Below are 16,836 nucleotides of genomic sequence, written 5' to 3' on the forward strand. Positions count from 1 at the left end.
AGCGCAGCTAAAATCGCCCGGTGACTTCGACAACCGCCGCACCCGCCCTGCCCGCCGAACACCCCCTGGTCGACGGGCGCACGGCATCCAGCGCTCTCGTCACCACCTACCGGGGCCAACGCGGCGACGTGACGCCCGTGTGGTTCATGCGGCAGGCGGGCCGCTCGCTGCCCGAGTACCGCGAGCTGCGGGTCGGAACGCAGATGCTCGATGCCTGCCTCGACCCCGAACTCTCGAGCGAGATCACGCTGCAGCCCGTGCGTCGGCACGGAGTCGACGCCGGCATCTTCTTCAGCGACATCGTGATTCCCCTGAAGCTGGCCGGAGTCGACGTCGACATCGTTCCGGGCCGCGGGCCCGTGCTCGGCAAGCCGGTTCGTACCGCCGCCGACGTTGCCGCGCTGCCCACGCTCGATCCCTCCGCCCTCGCTCCTGTGGCCGCGGGCGTTGCACGAACCGTCGCGCAGCTGGGTACCACCCCGCTCATCGGATTCGCCGGTGCCCCCTTCACCCTGGCCGCGTACCTCGTCGAGGGTGGTCCGTCGAAAGACCACCTGCGGGCGCGCACCCTGATGCACGCCGATCCGGATGCCTGGGCCGGCCTGCTCGATTGGGCCGCGACGGTCACGGGCCAGTTCCTGCGCGCCCAGGTGCTCGCCGGCGCTTCGGCCGCGCAGCTGTTCGACTCGTGGGTGGGGTCGCTGTCGCTCGCCGACTACACCGCTCATGTGCAGAAGCACTCGGCGAAGGCGCTCTCTTACGTGGCCGAACTCGGGGTTCCCCGCGTGCACTTCGGCGTGGGCAGCGGCGAGGTTCTCGAGGCCATGCACGACATCGGCGCCGACGTGATGGGCGTCGACTGGCGCATCCCACTCGCGGAGGCGAGCCGTCGTCTCGGCGGGGGAGTGCCGTTGCAGGGCAACGTCGACCCCGCGCTGCTCTCCGCGCCCTGGCCCGTGCTCGAGAGGCACGTGCTCGATGTTCTCGAGAGCGGAAAGGCCGCGCCGGCCCACGTGCTCAACCTGGGCCACGGGGTTCCACCCGAGACCGACCCCGATGTGCTGACTCGCATCGTCGAACTCGTTCACTCGCGATGACTGCCTCGGCCAAGAGCGACGGGCACGCTTCTTTCTCAGAACAAGAGGTCGTCGACGTCGTCGTCATCGGCGCCGGTGTGGCCGGGCTCGTCGCGGCGCGGGAGTGCGCGCGCAAGGGCCTCCGGGTGGTCGTGCTCGACGCGGCCGAGACCCCGGGTGGTTTCGTCGCCACGCACTCTGTGGCCGGCATCCGGCTCGACAGCGGAGCCGAGAGCTTCGCCACCCGAGGGGGAGAGAAGGGCAAGCCCGGCCCCGTCGCGAGCCTGATCGCCGACCTCGGCCTGGGTGACGACATCGTCGCTCCGAACCCCCGCGGCGCGTGGGTTCAGCTGCCCGATGGTGCTGCTCCACTGCCCAAGCTCAGCCTCCTCGGGATCCCCGGCGCCCCGCTCGCCGACGACGTGCGCCGCATCCTCGGCTGGAAGGGCGCGTTGCGGGCTCAGCTCGACCGCTACATGCCCCTTCTGCGCGTGCGACCCGAGACCGACCTCGGCGGCATCGTGCGCCGCCGTATGGGGCGGGCGGTGCTCGACCGCTTGGTGACGCCGATCGTGGCCGGAGTGCACTCCGCGTCGCCGCTGGTGGTCGACGTGCACGCCGTCGCTCCCGGGCTCACGAAGGCGATGACCAATCAGGGTTCCCTCTCTGGGGCGGTGCTCGCCCTTCTCGAGGAGCGCGGCACCAAGGTGAAGGCCGGATCCGCGGTGGGCGGCATCGACGGCGGCATGTTCCGGCTCGTCGAGGCGCTGGTCGCCGACTGTCAGAAGTTCGGCGTCGAATTCCGGATGTCCACCGCCGTTCGAAGCACCGGCCCGCTTTCCGAAGGCAGCGGCCTCTGGAACACCACGACCGCGCCCGTCGGAGGCGAGTCCGAGCCGCTCGCGATCACCTCGCGCGCTGTCGTCGTCGCTACATCGTTCCGATCTGGGCTGTCGCTGCTCGGCGCGCTCGGCGTCGACACGGGTGCCGCCGACGCCTGGCCGGAGCCCGCCTCGGTCGAACTCGCCACCATCGTGCTCGACGATGCCCGTCTCGACGCGGCCCCCCGAGGCACCGGGGTGCTGGTCGCCGAGGGAGTCGGCAGCGTTCGAGCGAAGGCGCTCACCCACGCCACCGCCAAGTGGAGCTGGCTCGCGGCCCTCGCCGGACCGAGCCGCCACGTGTTGCGACTGTCGTACACGATCGCGCCCGGGGCGGCGTCGCCCTCCCAGGCAGAGGCGCTGGCCGATGCCAGCGAGCTGCTCGGCCTCGCGATCGACCCTGCCACGGTGAGGGGCTTCGACGTCACGAGGTGGGACGACTCGCTCGCCTTCGCCACCGTCGGTCACCGCAAGCGGGTCGACGCGGTGCTCGCAGAGACGGATGCCGTGCCGGGCCTGCTCGTGGTCGGCGCCTGGGTGGCGGGCACGGGACTCGCGGCAACGGTCGCGCGCTCGCGCACCGTCGCATCCGACTTCGCCTTCGAGTTGAGCGCCGGCGCGCTCTGACCCCGGCCGTCGACGATGACGCAGGTTGCTCAGCCGGCCTTGCGCACCCCGCGCAGGTATTGAGCCTCGGCCTCGTAGTACGCGGCCTCGTCGAGAAGGTGCGGTTTAGACAGCTCCTCTGCCTTTTCGATCGACATCTGCGCCAGATCGACGAGCCGGATGATCGCCACGCGAAGCACGTCGTCCCAACTCGCGTCGGAGCCGTACGCCTCGAGGATGATGCCCACGCGGCGCCGCGCCTCCTCCATGCCGGGCGCCCCCTCGGGTGTCGAGCCGGTCAGGGGAACGATGCGGGTCGCGAAGTAGGCGATGTCCCACAGGCGTGGACCAGGCGAGCACATGTCGAAGTCGATGGCGCCCACGAAGCGTCCGTCGCGGAAGGCCAGATTGTGGGGTGAAAAGTCGTTGTGACAGATCACCTCGGCCGGAACCTTGCCGCGCGACTGCCAGACGGCGTCGTCGAGGCCGAAGCCGATACTCGCATCGTGCAGTTCGCGCAGTCGGGCGGCGCACTCGGCGAGCAGGGACTCGCTCCACACCCACTCCGGAAGCGGATACAGCGGAACGTCGCCGTCGATGAACGAGAGCCGCTCGCGCTCTCCCTCGATACCGAGCGGTCGCGGCGCCCACTCGATTCCCGCCAAGGCGAGGTAGTCGAGGTAGCGGTGCACGGTGGGAGTCCAGGGCCCGGCCTGTCGAAGAACCGTGTCGCCGCGGCGCTCGACCACGTTCATGTTGCCGCCCGAGAGGAGTCCGTCCATAGCGCCAGCATAGAAGCGAGCGCGTCGGCGAACGGTGTCGCGCTCGCAGCACCCGCCTAACACACCGGCCGAGCGAAAGGGATCCCATTCGCCGCACAGGCGGCAAGGTCTACGCTTATAGCTCACGCCAACTCTCTAGGGATCGGAGTCGTTATGCGCGGCAAATTGATTTTGGTGGTCGGTCTGGCCACAGGCTACGTTCTCGGCTCGCGTGCCGGCAGGCCACGGTACGAGCAGATCAAGTCGGGGGCAGACAAGGTCTGGAACCTCGCTCCGGTGCAGCAGGTCGCGGGCGCGGTCAAGGAATTCGCCGGTCAGCGCGTCGACACCGTGCAGGTGAAGGCAGGAAACGCGACCAAGAAGGCCGTGCGTTCGCTGCTGCACCTCGATGACACGCCCACCAAGGCTGCGGGCTCGAAGTCCGCCGGTTCGGTGAGCAAGAAGTCGGCCGCGAGCACGACGCCGGCCAAGACCTCGACGATGAAGCCGGCGACGCCCGCCCCCACGGCAGACGACGAGTAGGCCCGTCGTGACGAACCCTCCCAACCCGGCTCGCAAGAAGTCGCTCGGCGAACTCCTCGGTGAGCTTCCCGGCCTGCTCGTGAATCTCGTCAAAGACGAGATCGAGGGCCTGAAGCGCGAGATCACCTCGCGGCTCTCCAAGCTCGGAGTCGGCGCCGCTCTGTTCGTCGTAGCCGCGCTTCTCGGGTTCTTCGCCCTCGCAGTGCTGATCGCTGCGGCGGTCCTGGGCCTCGCAACCGTGTTCGAGCCCTGGGCGGCAGCCCTGATCGTGGCCGGTGTGCTGCTCATCATCGTCGCGATCCTCGTGCTCGTCGGTGTGCGCTCGATCAAGAAGGGCATCCCCCCGGTGCCCGAGAACTCGGTCGACAGCCTCAAGAAAGACGTCAATGCGATCAAAGGACTCGGCCGATGAGCGATAAGAAAGACGCACCCGTCGACGGCGCCGCGGTTCGCGCCACGACTCAGATGGCGAAGACGGCGCTGCAGGGCGACGGCAAGCCGGATGCTCCGCAGCGGAGCTCCGCGGAACTCGCCGCCGACATCGTGAAGAACCGAGAAGCTCTCGCTTCGACCCTCGACGCCATCGAGTACAAGCTCAATGTGCCGAAGCAGGCAAAGCTCGCTGCGGCCGACATCTCCAACAAGATCCGCGTGCTGCGCGATGAGAACCCGGTGGCCTTGGCCGCGGGCATCGGCGGCATCGCGGTAGCCGTCGGCGGGGCAGTCTTCCTCGCCGTACGACTCATCTCCCGACGCTGACGCGTCACACATTCATCCTCGCCGTCCGTCGGGCGGCCCGAACCAGCCGAGCGGCGACTTCGCCGAGCAAGTGAATGAGGAACATGACTGACCCGACAGTCGACCAGACGACCACGCCCGCCGATGAGGTCATCGGCTACACGCTGTGGGCGGTCTTCCGACGCAACCCCGACCGAGCGACCGCACTCGACGGACACGATGTGGCACGGGCCGTCGGCCAGCTCGACGACGCCATCGCGATCGTCGAGGCCGAGGGTGTCGTCGTGCGCGGCCTCTACGACGTCTCTGGTCTCAGAGCGGATGCCGATGTCATGTTCTGGCTGCACGGCGCCGTTCCCGAGACGCTCCAGTGGGCACTCCGCGAGCTCCGTCGCACGGGCCTGATCCAGCCGCTGCTGCCCACCTGGAACGCCATGGGCGTGCACCGCGACGCGGAGTTCAGCTCGAACCATCTGCCCGCGTTCATGCGTGGCAAGGAGCCCGCAGCCTGGCTCACGGTGTACCCGTTCGTGCGCAGCTATGAGTGGTATCTGCTGCCCGAGGAGGAGCGCCGCGCGATGCTCGGCGAGCACGGCCGCAAGGGCAGCCAGTTCCGCAGCGTCCTCGCCAACACGGTGGCCTCGTTCGCCCTCGGCGACTACGAGTGGATCCTCGGCCTCGAAGACGACAACCTGCTGAATTTGGTCGACCTCATGCGCGATCTGCGACAGACGGATGCGCGTCGTCACGTCAGAGAAGAGATTCCGTTCTTCACGGGTCGCCGCATCACCACCGCCGAGATCATCGAGGTGCTCCAGTGAGCGAGTTGGTACGCAACGCGACGCCCGCCGCGGCCGAAGGCCCCGAGCACGTCACCGAGCCGACGCAGTACGACGCCATTCTGCTGGCCTCGTTCGGCGGACCCGAGGGGCAAGACGATGTCATCCCCTTCCTGCGCAACGTCACCCGCGGCCGGGGCATCCCCGAGGAGCGGCTCGAAGAGGTCGCTCACCACTACCGTGCCTTCGACGGCATCAGCCCGATCAACGCGCAGAACCGTGCGCTGCAGATCGCTCTGCAGGCCGAGGTAGACCGCCGCGGACTCAACCTGCCGGTGATCTGGGGCAACCGCAACTGGGACCCGTACCTCGCCGACGCGCTGCGCGAGGCATCCGGTGCCGGCCACAAGAAGCTGATCGCCATCGCGACCAGCGCCTACAGCTCGTACTCGAGCTGCCGCCAGTACCGCGAGGACTTCGCGATGGCGCTCGAGGAGTCGGGGCTCGGCGACGTGCTCCAGATCGACAAGGTGCGCCAGTTCTTCGACCACCCCGGCTTCGTCGAGCCGTTCATCGAGGGTGTGCGCGAGGGCTTCGTCGAGTTAGCCAATCAGATGCCCGACCTCAACCTCGAGACCGAGGTCGAGGTTCTGTTCTCGACGCACTCGATCCCGTCGACGGATGCCGCACGCTCGGGCCCCGAGGCCCGTGGCTTCGGCGAGGGCGGCGCCTATCAGGCCCAGCACCTCGCGGTCGCCGAGGCCGTTATGCTCGCGGCCGAGTCCAGTGCCCCCTGGCAGCTCGTGTTCCAGTCGCGCAGCGGCCCGCCCACCCAGCCGTGGCTCGAGCCCGACATCAACGATGCCATCGCCGAATTGCCGGCACGCGGCATCCGGGCTGTCATCATCGTGCCCCTCGGTTTCGTCAGCGACCACATGGAGGTGAAGTGGGACCTCGACAACGAGGCCCTGACGTCGGCCTCCGAAGCCGGCCTCGCGGCCGTGCGGGTGCCGACCCCAGGCATCCACCCCGCCTACGTCTCAGGGCTCGTCGATCTCGTTCTCGAACGGGTGCAGGCTACGCCCGCTGAGGAGCGTCCGGCAGTCACGAAACTCGGACCCTGGTACGACGTGTGCCGCCCGGGTTGCTGCGAGAACGTACGCTTGGGGTTCAAGCCCGCGATCTCCGGACTCGCGCCCTAACCCTTCGTTCCATCCTGAAAGCTCTTCTGTCTTGACCCGAGTACTTCGCATCGCCACCCGTGGCAGCGCGCTCGCGCGCGCCCAGACGGGCATGGTCGCCGACCAGATCACCGCGGCGACGGGCGTTCCGACCGAACTCGTGATCATCAAGACAGAGGGCGACACGTCGAAAGAATCGCTGGCGTCGCTGGGCGGAACGGGTGTCTTCGCGAGTGCGTTGCGTGAGGCTCTGACTCGCGGCGAGGTCGATCTGATCGTGCACTCTCTCAAAGATCTTCCGACGGCGGCCTATCCTGGCCTCGTGATCGGCGGGGTTCCCGAGAGAGAAGATGCGCGCGATGTTCTCTGCACACAGGGCGGCGTCTCGCTCGCCGATCTGCCCGAGGGCGCTCGAGTGGGAACCGGTTCTCCGCGCCGCCGAGCCCAATTGTTATCACTTCGTCCTGATCTGGAGGTCGTAGATATTCGAGGGAATGTCGACACACGACTACGATCGGTTGAACGGGGAGACCTTCACGGCGTCGTGTTGGCTGCAGCCGGACTCGAACGACTGGGTCGGCTGGCGGAGGCGTCGGAGTTCTTTGATCTTGAGCTGTGGCCGACCGCGCCCGGCCAAGGCGCTCTCGCCATCGAGGCGCGAGAAGGAGACGACATCACTGAGCTGTTGAGCATCGAACACGGGCTGACACGCACCGCTGTTCGAGCCGAAAGATCTGTTCTCGCCACCCTTGAAGCCGGGTGTGCGGCGCCGATCGGCGCGCACGCCACTCTCGACGGCGACCTTCTCGTTCTCACCGCTGTCGTCTACGACCCGTCTGGCGAGGCGGAGCTCGGATGCACCCGCAGCGCGACGCTCACCGGTATCGATGATGGTGTGGTGGCCGAGGCGCTCGGCGCCGCGGTTGCCGCCCAGCTGCTCGAAGATGGCGCAGCCGAGCTGGCTCCGCTCGGAGGGGCTGCATGATGACGCCGTGGAGCAATCGTCCGCTCGGCGGATGGCGCGTGCTGGTTCCGCGAGGTGGCCCGTGGGGCCACGGCGTGGCATCCGATCTGCGCGCGGCGGGCGCGACGCCCGTCGTCGCCCCCATGATCAACTTCGCCCCCGCGGCAGACGACGAGGCCCTGAATGTGGCCCTGGCTTCGCTGGCCGACGGTGCCTTCGACTGGCTGACTGTCACGAGCGCCACCACCGTCGACGTTCTCTCGGCCCACCAGGCCACCGTTCCGGCATCGACGCACATCGCGGCCGTCGGAGAGACGACCGCGGCGGCTCTCACGGCGGCCGGCTACCAGGTCGACCTCGTTCCGCCGGAGGACAACTCGGCCAAAGGACTGCTGCGCGAGCTCGCCCAGTTCGAGCAGTACGGCGCAGAGCTGCGCATTCTCACGCTGCGCAGTGACATCGCCAAGCCCGTTCTCACCGAGGGTCTGATCGCTCGCGGTCACACCGTCGAATCGGTCGTCGCCTACAGAACCATCGGTGTTCCGGTCGACGAAACGATCATTCGCGACATCCAGGCCGGGGAGTTCAAGGCCGTCTTCGTCACGTCGGGAAGTGTCGCGGAGCAGGTGCAGCTGCAGTTCGGCACCCTTCCCGAGACCACGATCGTCGCGGCCATCGGCCCGCAGACGGCCCGCGACGCCGAGTCCTACGGTGTGCGCGTCGACCTCGTGGCGAAGGAGCGCAGCGCGGTGTCGCTGATCGACGCCATCGTCGACGTGGCAAAGGCTCAGAAGTCCGACGGCGAATAGCCACCGGGCGCACAGCGTCGCCGACTTAAACTCGCCGAATGAGCGCTATTCGACTTCAGTCGATACACGACGACGAGCTACCCGACTGGATTCGTCGGGGCAGTGCCGCCTACGCCGAGTCTCGGATACGGTCGGGGCAGTCTCCTGAAAGCGCGCACGCGCGATCGCAGAAGGAATGGGCTGAACTCTTTCCGGAGGGCAAGCGCCGAGACCAGCACCTCATCGCGCACATCCTCGAATCAGAGGCGCGGGTCGGATGGGCGTGGGTCGGGCCAGCCAACGAGGGCGCCGGTGTCGACTGGTGGATCTGGGATGTCTTCGTCGACGAAGCCCACAGGGGTCACGGTGTGGCCGCCGCGGCGATCGGCCTCGCGGAGGACCATGCGAGGGGGCTGGGCGTCGAGTCGATAGGGCTGAACGTCTTCGGCTACAACGCGACCGCGAGGGAACTCTACGAACGACTCGACTATTCGACCTTCGCCGTTCAGATGCGCAAGCGACTGGGATAGTCGGGTGTAGCTGATCGATGTTGCCGCCGTTCGACAGGTGATTCTCGATTCCGCTCCGCAGGCTCCTGCCCAGCGCACGAAGATAGGCTGGAACCCATGACTTCTGGCTTTCCCGTAGTGCGTGCGCGCCGTCTTCGCGCCACCCCCGCCCTCCGTCGACAGGTCGCCGAGACCCGGCTCCACCCCGCCGATCTCGTGCTGCCCCTCTTCGTGCGCGAAGGCTCGGAGCCTCGCCCCCTGAGCTCCATGCCCGGCGTCGTTCAGCACACCCTCGACTCCGTGCGCGGCGTCGTGGCCGAGGCCGCCGCCGCGGGCATCGGGGGGGTCATGCTCTTCGGCGTGCCCGAGCATCGCGACGCCACCGGAACCGGCGCGACCGACCCCGACGGCATCCTCAATCAGGCGACCCGGGTGATCGCATCCGAGGTCGGCGACAGCCTCGTCGTGCAGACCGATCTCTGCCTCGACGAGTTCACCGACCACGGCCACTGCGGGGTTCTGGATGCCGATGGCCGGGTCGACAACGACGCCACTCTTCTGAGATACCGCGACATGGCGCTGGCGCAGGCCGACGCGGGATCTGCGCTGCTCGGCCTCTCGGGCATGATGGACGGCCAGGTCGCCGCGGTGCGCGACGCCCTCGACGGCGCCGGCCGCAGTGACGTGGCCGTGCTCGCCTACTCGGCGAAGTACGCCAGCGCCTACTACGGACCGTTCCGCGAGGCCGTCGAGTCGACGCTCACCGGCAACCGCCGCAGCTACCAGCTCGACCCCGCCAACCGCCGCGAGGGTCTGCGCGAGGCGCAGCTCGACGTCGAAGAGGGCGCCGATATCGTGATGGTGAAGCCCGCCGGCAGCTACCTCGACGTGCTCGCCGACGTCTCGGCCTGGTCGCCGGTTCCGGTCTGGGCCTATCAGGTGTCGGGGGAGTACGCGATGATCGAGGCCGCCGCCGCCAACGGCTGGATCGACCGGGACCGCGCCATCCTCGAATCGGTTCTCAGCATCAAACGGGCCGGCGCCGACGCCGTGCTCACCTACTGGGCGACAGAGCTCGCCACGACCCTTCGACAGGGAGACTGACCCATGACCCGCAACGACGAACTCTTCGACCGCGCTCGCCTCAGCATTCCCGGCGGCGTCAACTCGCCCGTGCGTGCGTACCGCTCCGTGGGCGGCACCCCGCGCTTCCTCGTCGAGGCGAAGGGCCCGTACGTCACCGACTCCGACGGCACGCAGTACGTCGATCTCGTCTCGAGCTGGGGCCCCGCGATTCTCGGCCACGCGCATCCCGAGGTCGTCGCGGCCGTTCAGGATGCCGCCGGTCGCGGCCTCTCGTTCGGCGCCTCGACGCCGGGCGAGACCGAGCTCGCCGAACTCGTGCGCGCCCGCGTCACGAGCGGCGGACAGTCGCCGATCGAGAAGATCCGCCTCGTCTCCACCGGCACCGAGGCCACGATGACGGCCATCCGTCTCGCCCGCGGATTCACGGGGCGCGACGTGCTCATCAAGTTCGCCGGTCACTATCACGGGCACTCCGACTCGCTGCTGGCCGAAGCCGGCTCGGGTCTCGCCACGCTGGGGCTGCCCGCATCCGCCGGCGTGCCCGCCGCTACCGCGGCGCTCACTCTCGTGCTGCCGTACAACGACCTCGACGCGGTGCGTGAGGCCTTCGCGCTGCACCCCGGCCGCATCGCCGCGATCATCACCGAGGCCGCGGCCGCCAACATGGGTGTGGTGGCGCCGGATGCCGGATTCAACGCCGCGCTGTCGGCCATCGCCCACGAGAACGGCGCCCTGCTCATCATCGACGAGGTGCTCACCGGTTTCCGTGTGCACCCCGCTGGCTACTGGGCTCTCGAGTCCGAGGCGCAGGCCGCCGCGGGGTCGGATGCCGCGGTGTCGGATGCCGCGGTGTCCCATTCATACGTCCCCGACCTCGTGACCTACGGCAAGGTCATCGGCGGCGGCATGCCCCTGGCGGCGCTCGGCGGACGGGCCGATGTCATGGACTTCCTCGCGCCCCTCGGCCCGGTCTACCAGGCTGGAACGCTCTCGGGGAACCCCGTGGCCGTCGCCGCCGGAATCGCCACGCTGACGCTGGCCGACGCATCCGTCTACGAGCGTCTCGACGCCACCGCAGATCTGCTGTCGTCGTCGGTGTCCGAAGCCCTGGCCGATGTCGGGGTCACGCACTCTGTGCAGCGCGCCGGCAACCTGTTCAGCTTCGTGTTCGGTGACTACACGCCGTCGGCCGGCGGGGCCCCGCGCACCTACGCCGATGTGCAGCGGCAAGAGGCGTTCCGCTACCCCGCGTTCTTCCATTCGATGCTCGAGTCGGGAGTCTCGCTGCCGCCATCGGTGTTCGAGGCGTGGTTCGTGTCGGCTGCTCACGACGAGCAGGCCATCGGTCGCATTCTCGACGCTCTGCCGGCGGCGGCCCGCGCAGCGGCATCCGCGTCGCCGACCCTGGCCGTCTAGGAGCCAAGACCCCCTTGCGCCGGAGCGCCGCCGCGCTACGCTGAGTTCGATAGTAGCAACGCGTGTTCGATAATCGAACACTGCTTGCCCTCGTCGTACAAGGGAGTACATATGAGTTCGGGTTCGTTGACGCCTACGGGGTCATTCGCAGCGGTGGCCGATCGCCGCAAAGTGGTGTTCGCCACCATCATCGGCACGACCGTGGAGTGGTACGACTTCTTCATCTACGCCTCGGCCGCCGGACTCGTGTTCGGGCAGCTCTTCTTTCAGCCCGCGGGCGAGCAGGCCGCGATCCTGCTCTCGTTCGCCACGGTGGGCGTGAGCTTCCTGTTCCGCCCGCTCGGCGCGTTCCTCGCCGGACACTTCGGCGACAAATACGGCCGGCGGGTCGTGCTCGTGCTCACCCTCATTCTGATGGGGGCGGCGACGGCACTCATCGGACTGCTGCCGACGTTCGCGCAGATAGGCATCGCGGCGCCGATCCTGCTCATCCTGCTGCGCATCATCCAGGGCATCTCGGCCGGCGGTGAGTGGGGCGGCGCCGTTCTGATGGCCGTCGAGCACGCTCCCACCAAGAAGCGCGGCCTCTTCGGCGCATCGCCGCAGATGGGTGTGCCGCTCGGGCTCCTGCTGGCCTCGGGAATGATGGCGATCATGGCCGTGGTCGCTCCCGGCGATGCCTTCCTCGAGTGGGGCTGGCGTGTGCCCTTCCTGCTAAGCATCGTGCTGATCGCCATCGGATACTGGGTTCGTCGCAGCGTCGAAGAGAGCCCCGTGTTCGCCGAGCTGGCGCAGCGCAAGGTCAAGGCGCGCATGCCGATCGTGCAGCTCTTCAAGAAGCACACGCTGCTCGTCGTGATCGCGGCCCTGGTCTTCGCCGGCAACAACGCCGTCGGCTATATGACCACCGGCGGCTACATCCAGAACTACGCCACGAACCCCGAGGGTCCGCTCGGCCTCGAGCGCGGCCCGGTGCTCTGGGCGGTCGCGGGCAGCGCCGTCACCTGGTTGCTGTCGACCCTCTTCGCCGGATGGATCTCCGACAAGATCGGTCGTCGCACCACCTACCTTGCGGGCTGGGCGCTGCAGCTCGTCGGAGTGTTCACCCTGTTCCCGCTCGTCAACACGGGATCGATCGGCGGGCTGTTTGCGGGCATCGCCATTCTGACCATCGGTCTCGGCCTCACCTACGGCCCCCAGGCTGCCCTGTATGCCGAGCTGTTCCCCGCCTCGATCCGCTTCTCGGGAGTTTCGATCTCGTACGCGATCGGAGCCATCCTCGGAGGCGCCTTCGCTCCGACGATCGCCACCGCACTCGTGCAGGCCACGGGCACGACGATGTCGGTCACCTGGTACCTGGCGGGTATGACGGCGCTCGGCCTCGTGGCCACGCTTCTTCTGCGCGACAGAAGCGGCATCCCGCTCGGCCCCGACCACGAAGAGGAGCAGGCGGTGTCACCGCTCTACGCCAGCAACCGGGCCTGATCGAACCCCGTGCCGCCGGCTGCTGAGACTCAGCCGGCGGCGCGGATGATCTCCTCCTGGTGCGGAGACAGCACGGCCGACGAGATGCGCAGGTCGAGCAGCAGGAAGGGTCGCTGGTCGGCCGGCGTCGCAGCCCAGTCGGCCAGCACGTCGAGTTGTTCGACGGTGTGGATGGCCACGCCTCGCGCGCCCATCGCGGTGGCGAGGGCGGCGAAATCGACCTCGGGGATGCGCATGGGCCCCTCGGCCAGCCCCTTCAGTCCGTAGAGATTCACTTCGGCGCCATACGCCGCGTCGTTCCACACCACGGCGAGGCCGTGGCCGCCCGCCACGCGCACGGCGGTCTCGAGATCGGCCAGGGCCATCAAGCCACCGCCGTCGCCCGTGGTCAGAACCACGGTCGAGTCGGGCTTCGCTCGCACCGCTCCCGGCACGCTCGCGAAGCCGAGGCCGATCGACTGGAACGCGGTGCCCACCATGAGCATGCGGTCGGGGGTCGCCACAGGCCAGTACGCGTTCGCCCACCCGATGAAGTGGCCGCCGTCAGAGACGACCACCCTGTCTTCGGGCAGCAGCTCTCCGATGCGCTGGGCCGCTGAGCGGGGGTCGAGCCGCCCGTCGGGGGCCAGCCCGTCGCCCGGGTGCCGCGCCTGCGTGCCGTTCAGATCGACCGAGTGGCGCCATCCATCTGCTCGCGCCGCAACCGCGCCGCCGCTCTGAGCAGCGAGGTCGTTCAGCATCAGCTCGGCGACGACCCGGGCGTCGCCTCGGATGAACGAGCCCACGTGAGGGTGGGTCGCGGTGGACGCGACGTCGATCTGCACCACGCGGGTACCCGGCGAGAAGAGGCTGCCGAAGCGCATGGTGAATTGATTGAGCGAGGCGCCGAACACCACGGCCACATCGGCCTGAGTGACGAGCTGCATTGCCTCCTCGGCACCGAACCCGCCGGTCACGCCCAGGTCGTAACGGCTGTCGGGAAAGACGCCTCGGCCGAGTGCCGTGGAGGCGGTGAGTGCGCCGGTGGCCTCGGCAAGCGCGCCGAGCGCAGGCCCCGCACCGGAGAGCCACGCGCCGCGCCCGGCAAGGAGGAAGGGGCGCTTCGCCGTCGCGAGCAGGGCCGCGGCATCTCGAATCGCGGCATCGACGAAGGGGCCCGACGGCGTCAACGGCCTCGGCAAGCGAGGCTCGGGCGCATCCGGAACCGGCCCGGCCTCGAGCGTCGCGACGTCGTAGGGGATGGCGAGAACCGTGGGCACGCCGTAGGTGAGCGCGTGCTCGACGGCGATCACCGTGGTGGCCGCGGCATCCGTTCGCCCGACCGTGTAGGTGCGGGCGCCCACGGCCGAGGCGAGGGCGATCTGATCGACATCCCACGAGCGCGGGCCCGAGGTGGGCTCGTCGCCCACCACGAGCACGAGCGGAACCCTCGCCTGAACAGCCTCGGCCAGCGCGGTGAGCGTGTTCGTGAAGCCGGCGCCGTACGTGGCGGTAGCCGCCGCCAGCCCGCCGCCGGCCCGGTGATAGGCGTCGGCGGCCACGACGGCACCGGCCTCGTGCCGTGCCGCCGTGTAGAGCACCGCCGTGTCGCGTTCGAGGGCGTCGAGGAAGTACGCGTTGCCGTTGCCCATCACGCCGAAGACGTGATCGACGAAGCGGGAGAGGGTGAGAGCGACGTGCGCGGAGACAGTGGGCACAGGAGAGCCTTTCGAGACGCAACGGATGGATTCCGTATATGTCTCGCTCGGTGCGACTGCGCAACCGACTTCGTGCCCCTTTTCCGGACACTGGCTCCCGTGCGGGCGCCTGACGAATCCGATACTACGCGCCCGCACCTGAGACAGGTACCACCGCGTCAAAATCCCCTCCGCACGTGCTCGCGGGTTACAGCACCCGCGCTTCTGCCTCAGGCTCGTTGTCGTCGTCGGATGCGATGTGCACGTCGACGATGGTCACGTTGACCTCGGTGACCTCCATGCCGACGAGGGTCTCGACCGCAGAGATGATGGATGCGCGAACGCCGTCGGCCACCTGCTGCAGCGGCGCGGGGTACTCGGCCACGATCGTCACATCGACGGCGACCTGGGTCTCGCCGACCTCGACGCTGATTCCCTGCGAGAGATCGGTGCTGTTCATCGCGCCGCGGATCGCGCCGAGGGCGCGCGCTGCTCCGCCTCCGAGAGCGAAGACGCCGGAGACCTCGCGGGCCGCGATGCCGGCGACCTTGGCGACGACGCCGTCGTTGATCACCGTCTTGCCGAGGGCGGTCTGCAGGTTGGTCGGAGTGCTGACGCTGGCGGGGGTCGCCACGTTCGAGGTGCTCGTGCTGGCCATGAGGTTTCTCCTTCTCGGTGTGGAATAGTTCACTGGTAGGTCGTATCCAGTAGCAAGATCGTCACAGATCAGGCAGAACTTTTTTCGAAGTCGAAGGAACAGGGGGGTCGGTGAGCGCAGTTCCCTATCGCTTCTCCCTCGAAGACGCCGACGATCGCATCCTCGCGGGCCGCTCCGCAGACGGCGACACTCGCGCTTTCGAGGTGTTGGCCCGCCGCTACGGCCCGTTGTTGCGCGCCTATGCCCGCCGCATCCTGGGCTCGAGCGACGAGGTCGACGATGTCGTCCAAGAGACCCTGATCACGGCCTGGCGAGATCTGCCGTCGCTCAACGACGGCGCCGTGGTGAAGAGCTGGCTCATGCGCATAGCCAGCCACAAGAGCATCGACCGCATTCGCGCACGCAAGAACCACCTCGACGTCGACAACGTCGATGCGGCCCAGCCCGACAGGCTCTCGCCTCACGCCATCAGCGAGGCGGCCTCGCTGCACGAGGCGGTGTCTCGCGCGTTGGCCACCCTGCCCCTCGATCAGCAGCGCTGCTGGGTGCTGCGCGAGGTGGGCGAACACAGCTACGACGAGATCGCCGAGCAGATGGGCATTCCCGCCAGCACAGTGCGCGGGCTGCTCTCGCGCGCTCGACGCAATCTCATGACTGAAATGGAGGCCTGGCGATGACCGATCTCGACAACGACGCACATGATGCTCGCGATGAGAATGACGATCTCGACGGCCACACGATCGACGAACTCAGCGACTACCTCGACCGCGGACGCACCCCGCTCGACCCATCGATCGAAGGGTCTGCCGGGTGTCGCATCGCCCTGAGCTCCCTCGAGCGATTGCGCCAGATCTCGAAGTCGCTCGTCGAGGTGGATGCCGCGGCTGAGGCCCCGCGCAACGACGACTGGTTGGGGGGCATCCTCGAGAGCATCGGCCGAGAGGCGCGGGCGGGGCGCGACATCCCGCTGTTGCCGCCCTCGCCGCGAGCGAGCCTGTCGGTGACCGAGGGCGCGGTGCGCGGGCTGATCCGCGCCGCCGGCGACCGCTCCGGTGGACTCATCATCGGTCGCTGCCGTCTCGACGGCGACGTCACCGTGCCCGGAACGCCGATCACCGTGTCGATCGACGCATCCGTCTTCTGGGGCGAGCGCATCGTCGAGACCGTCGACCGTGCGCGGGAGGCCATCTACTCCGCACTGCTCAAGCACACCGAGCTCACGATCGCGAGCATCGACATCACGGTGCACGATGTGTACTTCGCGCAGGTGAGCGAGTCCGATGTGCCGGACGGGCAAGAGCACGGTTCGGCTTCGAACGAGGGAGACGTGCTGTGATCCACGAGACGAACGCTTCGGCCTCGAGTATCGACGATGTCGTGCGGGCCGTTCCCGGGGTCACGAGCGTCTACCCGCAGCTGCCCGAGATCCTCGGCCTGCCCACGCCGGTGGCAGACCTGGCCCGCGGCGTCGCGGCCCAACTCGTCGAACCGACCGTGCGCATCCGGATCGGCATCGCCGACGCCGACGCGTCGCGAGCCGTGTGCGAACGCGTGCACGCCGCCGTGCTGCAGCATCTGCTGCAGCAGGCGCCCGAGGGCACTCCGGCGTCGGCGCTGCCCGTGATCGCGGTGAGCGTGGTCGCGATCGGCTGAGGCTCCGGCCGATCGCCGGTCGTAGTCAGATCGTGA

19 protein-coding genes are annotated in these 16,836 nt (G+C 68.5%); 16 read left to right on the forward strand and 3 right to left on the reverse strand.

Going from position 1 to position 16,836, the window contains the following annotated elements:
• The first annotated feature begins 20 nt into the window (after positions 1-20).
• Both hemE and ASF79_RS00155 read left to right on the forward strand, forming a co-directional pair.
• Entirely contained in the window at positions 21-1,097 is a 1,077-nt protein-coding gene (gene hemE, locus ASF79_RS00150) for a uroporphyrinogen decarboxylase (RefSeq protein ID WP_200933504.1), read from the forward strand.
• A complete protein-coding gene (locus ASF79_RS00155) occupies positions 1,094-2,584 on the forward strand; it encodes a protoporphyrinogen/coproporphyrinogen oxidase (protein WP_055850520.1) in 1,491 nt (496 codons plus the stop codon). Before hemE ends, ASF79_RS00155 begins: the two co-directional genes overlap by 4 nt.
• Before the next feature lie 29 nt (positions 2,585-2,613).
• Here the strand turns inward: ASF79_RS00155 and ASF79_RS00160 are convergent, their stop codons facing one another.
• The gene (locus tag ASF79_RS00160) at positions 2,614-3,345 is read right to left on the reverse strand and encodes a phosphotransferase (protein ID WP_055777052.1); all 732 of its coding nucleotides are present in this window, start codon (positions 3,343-3,345) and stop codon (positions 2,614-2,616) included.
• A 153-nt stretch (positions 3,346-3,498) separates the two neighbouring features.
• On the opposite strand from ASF79_RS00160, the gene ASF79_RS17250 reads away from it, so the two are divergent.
• The 11 genes from ASF79_RS17250 (at position 3,499) to ASF79_RS00215 (ending at position 12,813) form a co-directional block, all read left to right on the forward strand.
• Entirely contained in the window at positions 3,499-3,867 is a 369-nt protein-coding gene (locus ASF79_RS17250) for a YtxH domain-containing protein (protein ID WP_156366108.1), read from the forward strand.
• A 7-nt stretch (positions 3,868-3,874) separates the two neighbouring features.
• Entirely contained in the window at positions 3,875-4,279 is a 405-nt protein-coding gene (locus ASF79_RS00170; RefSeq protein WP_055850523.1) for a phage holin family protein, read from the forward strand.
• On the forward strand, positions 4,276-4,626 hold the full coding sequence (locus tag ASF79_RS00175; protein ID WP_055850525.1) for a DUF3618 domain-containing protein: 351 nt from the start codon (positions 4,276-4,278) through the stop codon (positions 4,624-4,626). The genes ASF79_RS00170 and ASF79_RS00175 overlap by 4 nt, the downstream gene beginning before the upstream one ends.
• Before the next feature lie 74 nt (positions 4,627-4,700).
• Complete coding sequence (gene hemQ / locus ASF79_RS00180) at positions 4,701-5,426, forward strand: hydrogen peroxide-dependent heme synthase (RefSeq protein ID WP_156366109.1); 726 nt, start codon at positions 4,701-4,703, stop codon at positions 5,424-5,426.
• Complete coding sequence (locus tag ASF79_RS00185) at positions 5,423-6,586, forward strand: ferrochelatase (RefSeq protein WP_055850531.1); 1,164 nt, start codon at positions 5,423-5,425, stop codon at positions 6,584-6,586. Before hemQ ends, ASF79_RS00185 begins: the two co-directional genes overlap by 4 nt.
• A gap of 31 nt (positions 6,587-6,617) precedes the next feature.
• A complete protein-coding gene (hemC, locus tag ASF79_RS00190) occupies positions 6,618-7,550 on the forward strand; it encodes a hydroxymethylbilane synthase (protein WP_055850536.1) in 933 nt (310 codons plus the stop codon).
• Positions 7,550-8,338 carry a uroporphyrinogen-III synthase gene (locus tag ASF79_RS00195; RefSeq protein WP_156366172.1) on the forward strand — a complete coding sequence of 263 codons (789 nt, stop codon included), beginning with the start codon at positions 7,550-7,552 and terminating at the stop codon, positions 8,336-8,338. The genes hemC and ASF79_RS00195 overlap by 1 nt, the downstream gene beginning before the upstream one ends.
• Before the next feature lie 38 nt (positions 8,339-8,376).
• Complete coding sequence (locus ASF79_RS00200; RefSeq protein WP_055850544.1) at positions 8,377-8,847, forward strand: GNAT family N-acetyltransferase; 471 nt, start codon at positions 8,377-8,379, stop codon at positions 8,845-8,847.
• A gap of 96 nt (positions 8,848-8,943) precedes the next feature.
• Positions 8,944-9,930 carry a porphobilinogen synthase gene (gene hemB, locus ASF79_RS00205; protein WP_055850547.1) on the forward strand — a complete coding sequence of 329 codons (987 nt, stop codon included), beginning with the start codon at positions 8,944-8,946 and terminating at the stop codon, positions 9,928-9,930.
• Between the two features lie 3 nt (positions 9,931-9,933).
• Positions 9,934-11,328 (forward strand): glutamate-1-semialdehyde 2,1-aminomutase, encoded by a 1,395-nt coding sequence (gene hemL, locus ASF79_RS00210; protein ID WP_055850550.1) that lies wholly within the window; start codon positions 9,934-9,936, stop codon positions 11,326-11,328.
• 111 nt (positions 11,329-11,439) lie between these two features.
• Positions 11,440-12,813 carry an MFS transporter gene (locus ASF79_RS00215; protein WP_055850554.1) on the forward strand — a complete coding sequence of 458 codons (1,374 nt, stop codon included), beginning with the start codon at positions 11,440-11,442 and terminating at the stop codon, positions 12,811-12,813.
• A gap of 29 nt (positions 12,814-12,842) precedes the next feature.
• On the opposite strand, the gene ASF79_RS00220 is transcribed toward ASF79_RS00215, so the two are convergent.
• The gene (locus tag ASF79_RS00220) at positions 12,843-14,510 is read right to left on the reverse strand and encodes a thiamine pyrophosphate-binding protein (RefSeq protein ID WP_055850558.1); all 1,668 of its coding nucleotides are present in this window, start codon (positions 14,508-14,510) and stop codon (positions 12,843-12,845) included.
• 187 nt (positions 14,511-14,697) lie between these two features.
• A complete protein-coding gene (locus ASF79_RS00225) occupies positions 14,698-15,147 on the reverse strand; it encodes an Asp23/Gls24 family envelope stress response protein (protein WP_055850561.1) in 450 nt (149 codons plus the stop codon).
• A 110-nt stretch (positions 15,148-15,257) separates the two neighbouring features.
• On the opposite strand from ASF79_RS00225, the gene ASF79_RS00230 reads away from it, so the two are divergent.
• From ASF79_RS00230 to ASF79_RS00240, 3 genes are read left to right on the forward strand one after another with little or no spacing between them, the layout of a single operon-like run.
• Positions 15,258-15,824 carry an RNA polymerase sigma factor gene (locus ASF79_RS00230; protein WP_055850564.1) on the forward strand — a complete coding sequence of 189 codons (567 nt, stop codon included), beginning with the start codon at positions 15,258-15,260 and terminating at the stop codon, positions 15,822-15,824.
• Positions 15,821-16,483: an Asp23/Gls24 family envelope stress response protein gene (locus ASF79_RS00235; protein WP_055777011.1), complete on the forward strand. Its 663-nt coding sequence runs from the start codon at positions 15,821-15,823 to the stop codon at positions 16,481-16,483. The genes ASF79_RS00230 and ASF79_RS00235 overlap by 4 nt, the downstream gene beginning before the upstream one ends.
• Positions 16,480-16,800 carry a hypothetical protein gene (locus tag ASF79_RS00240; RefSeq protein WP_055850567.1) on the forward strand — a complete coding sequence of 107 codons (321 nt, stop codon included), beginning with the start codon at positions 16,480-16,482 and terminating at the stop codon, positions 16,798-16,800. Before ASF79_RS00235 ends, ASF79_RS00240 begins: the two co-directional genes overlap by 4 nt.
• Positions 16,801-16,836: the final 36 nt, after the last annotated feature.

This window comes from Agreia sp. Leaf335 (assembly GCF_001423605.1).
Lineage (GTDB): Bacteria > Actinomycetota > Actinomycetes > Actinomycetales > Microbacteriaceae > Agreia.

Coding starts and splice junctions, on each gene's coding strand:
- ASF79_RS00225 (WP_055850561.1), bottom strand. CDS start 15,147: ATGGCCAGCACGAGCACCTCGAACGTGGCGACCCCCGCCAGCGTCAGC.
- ASF79_RS00155 (WP_055850520.1), top strand. CDS start 1,094: ATGACTGCCTCGGCCAAGAGCGACGGGCACGCTTCTTTCTCAGAACAA.
- hemL (WP_055850550.1), top strand. CDS start 9,934: ATGACCCGCAACGACGAACTCTTCGACCGCGCTCGCCTCAGCATTCCC.
- ASF79_RS00175 (WP_055850525.1), top strand. CDS start 4,276: ATGAGCGATAAGAAAGACGCACCCGTCGACGGCGCCGCGGTTCGCGCC.
- hemB (WP_055850547.1), top strand. CDS start 8,944: ATGACTTCTGGCTTTCCCGTAGTGCGTGCGCGCCGTCTTCGCGCCACC.
- ASF79_RS00215 (WP_055850554.1), top strand. CDS start 11,440: ATGAGTTCGGGTTCGTTGACGCCTACGGGGTCATTCGCAGCGGTGGCC.
- ASF79_RS00235 (WP_055777011.1), top strand. CDS start 15,821: ATGACCGATCTCGACAACGACGCACATGATGCTCGCGATGAGAATGAC.
- ASF79_RS17250 (WP_156366108.1), top strand. CDS start 3,499: ATGCGCGGCAAATTGATTTTGGTGGTCGGTCTGGCCACAGGCTACGTT.
- ASF79_RS00195 (WP_156366172.1), top strand. CDS start 7,550: ATGACGCCGTGGAGCAATCGTCCGCTCGGCGGATGGCGCGTGCTGGTT.
- ASF79_RS00200 (WP_055850544.1), top strand. CDS start 8,377: ATGAGCGCTATTCGACTTCAGTCGATACACGACGACGAGCTACCCGAC.
- ASF79_RS00160 (WP_055777052.1), bottom strand. CDS start 3,345: ATGGACGGACTCCTCTCGGGCGGCAACATGAACGTGGTCGAGCGCCGC.
- hemQ (WP_156366109.1), top strand. CDS start 4,701: ATGAGGAACATGACTGACCCGACAGTCGACCAGACGACCACGCCCGCC.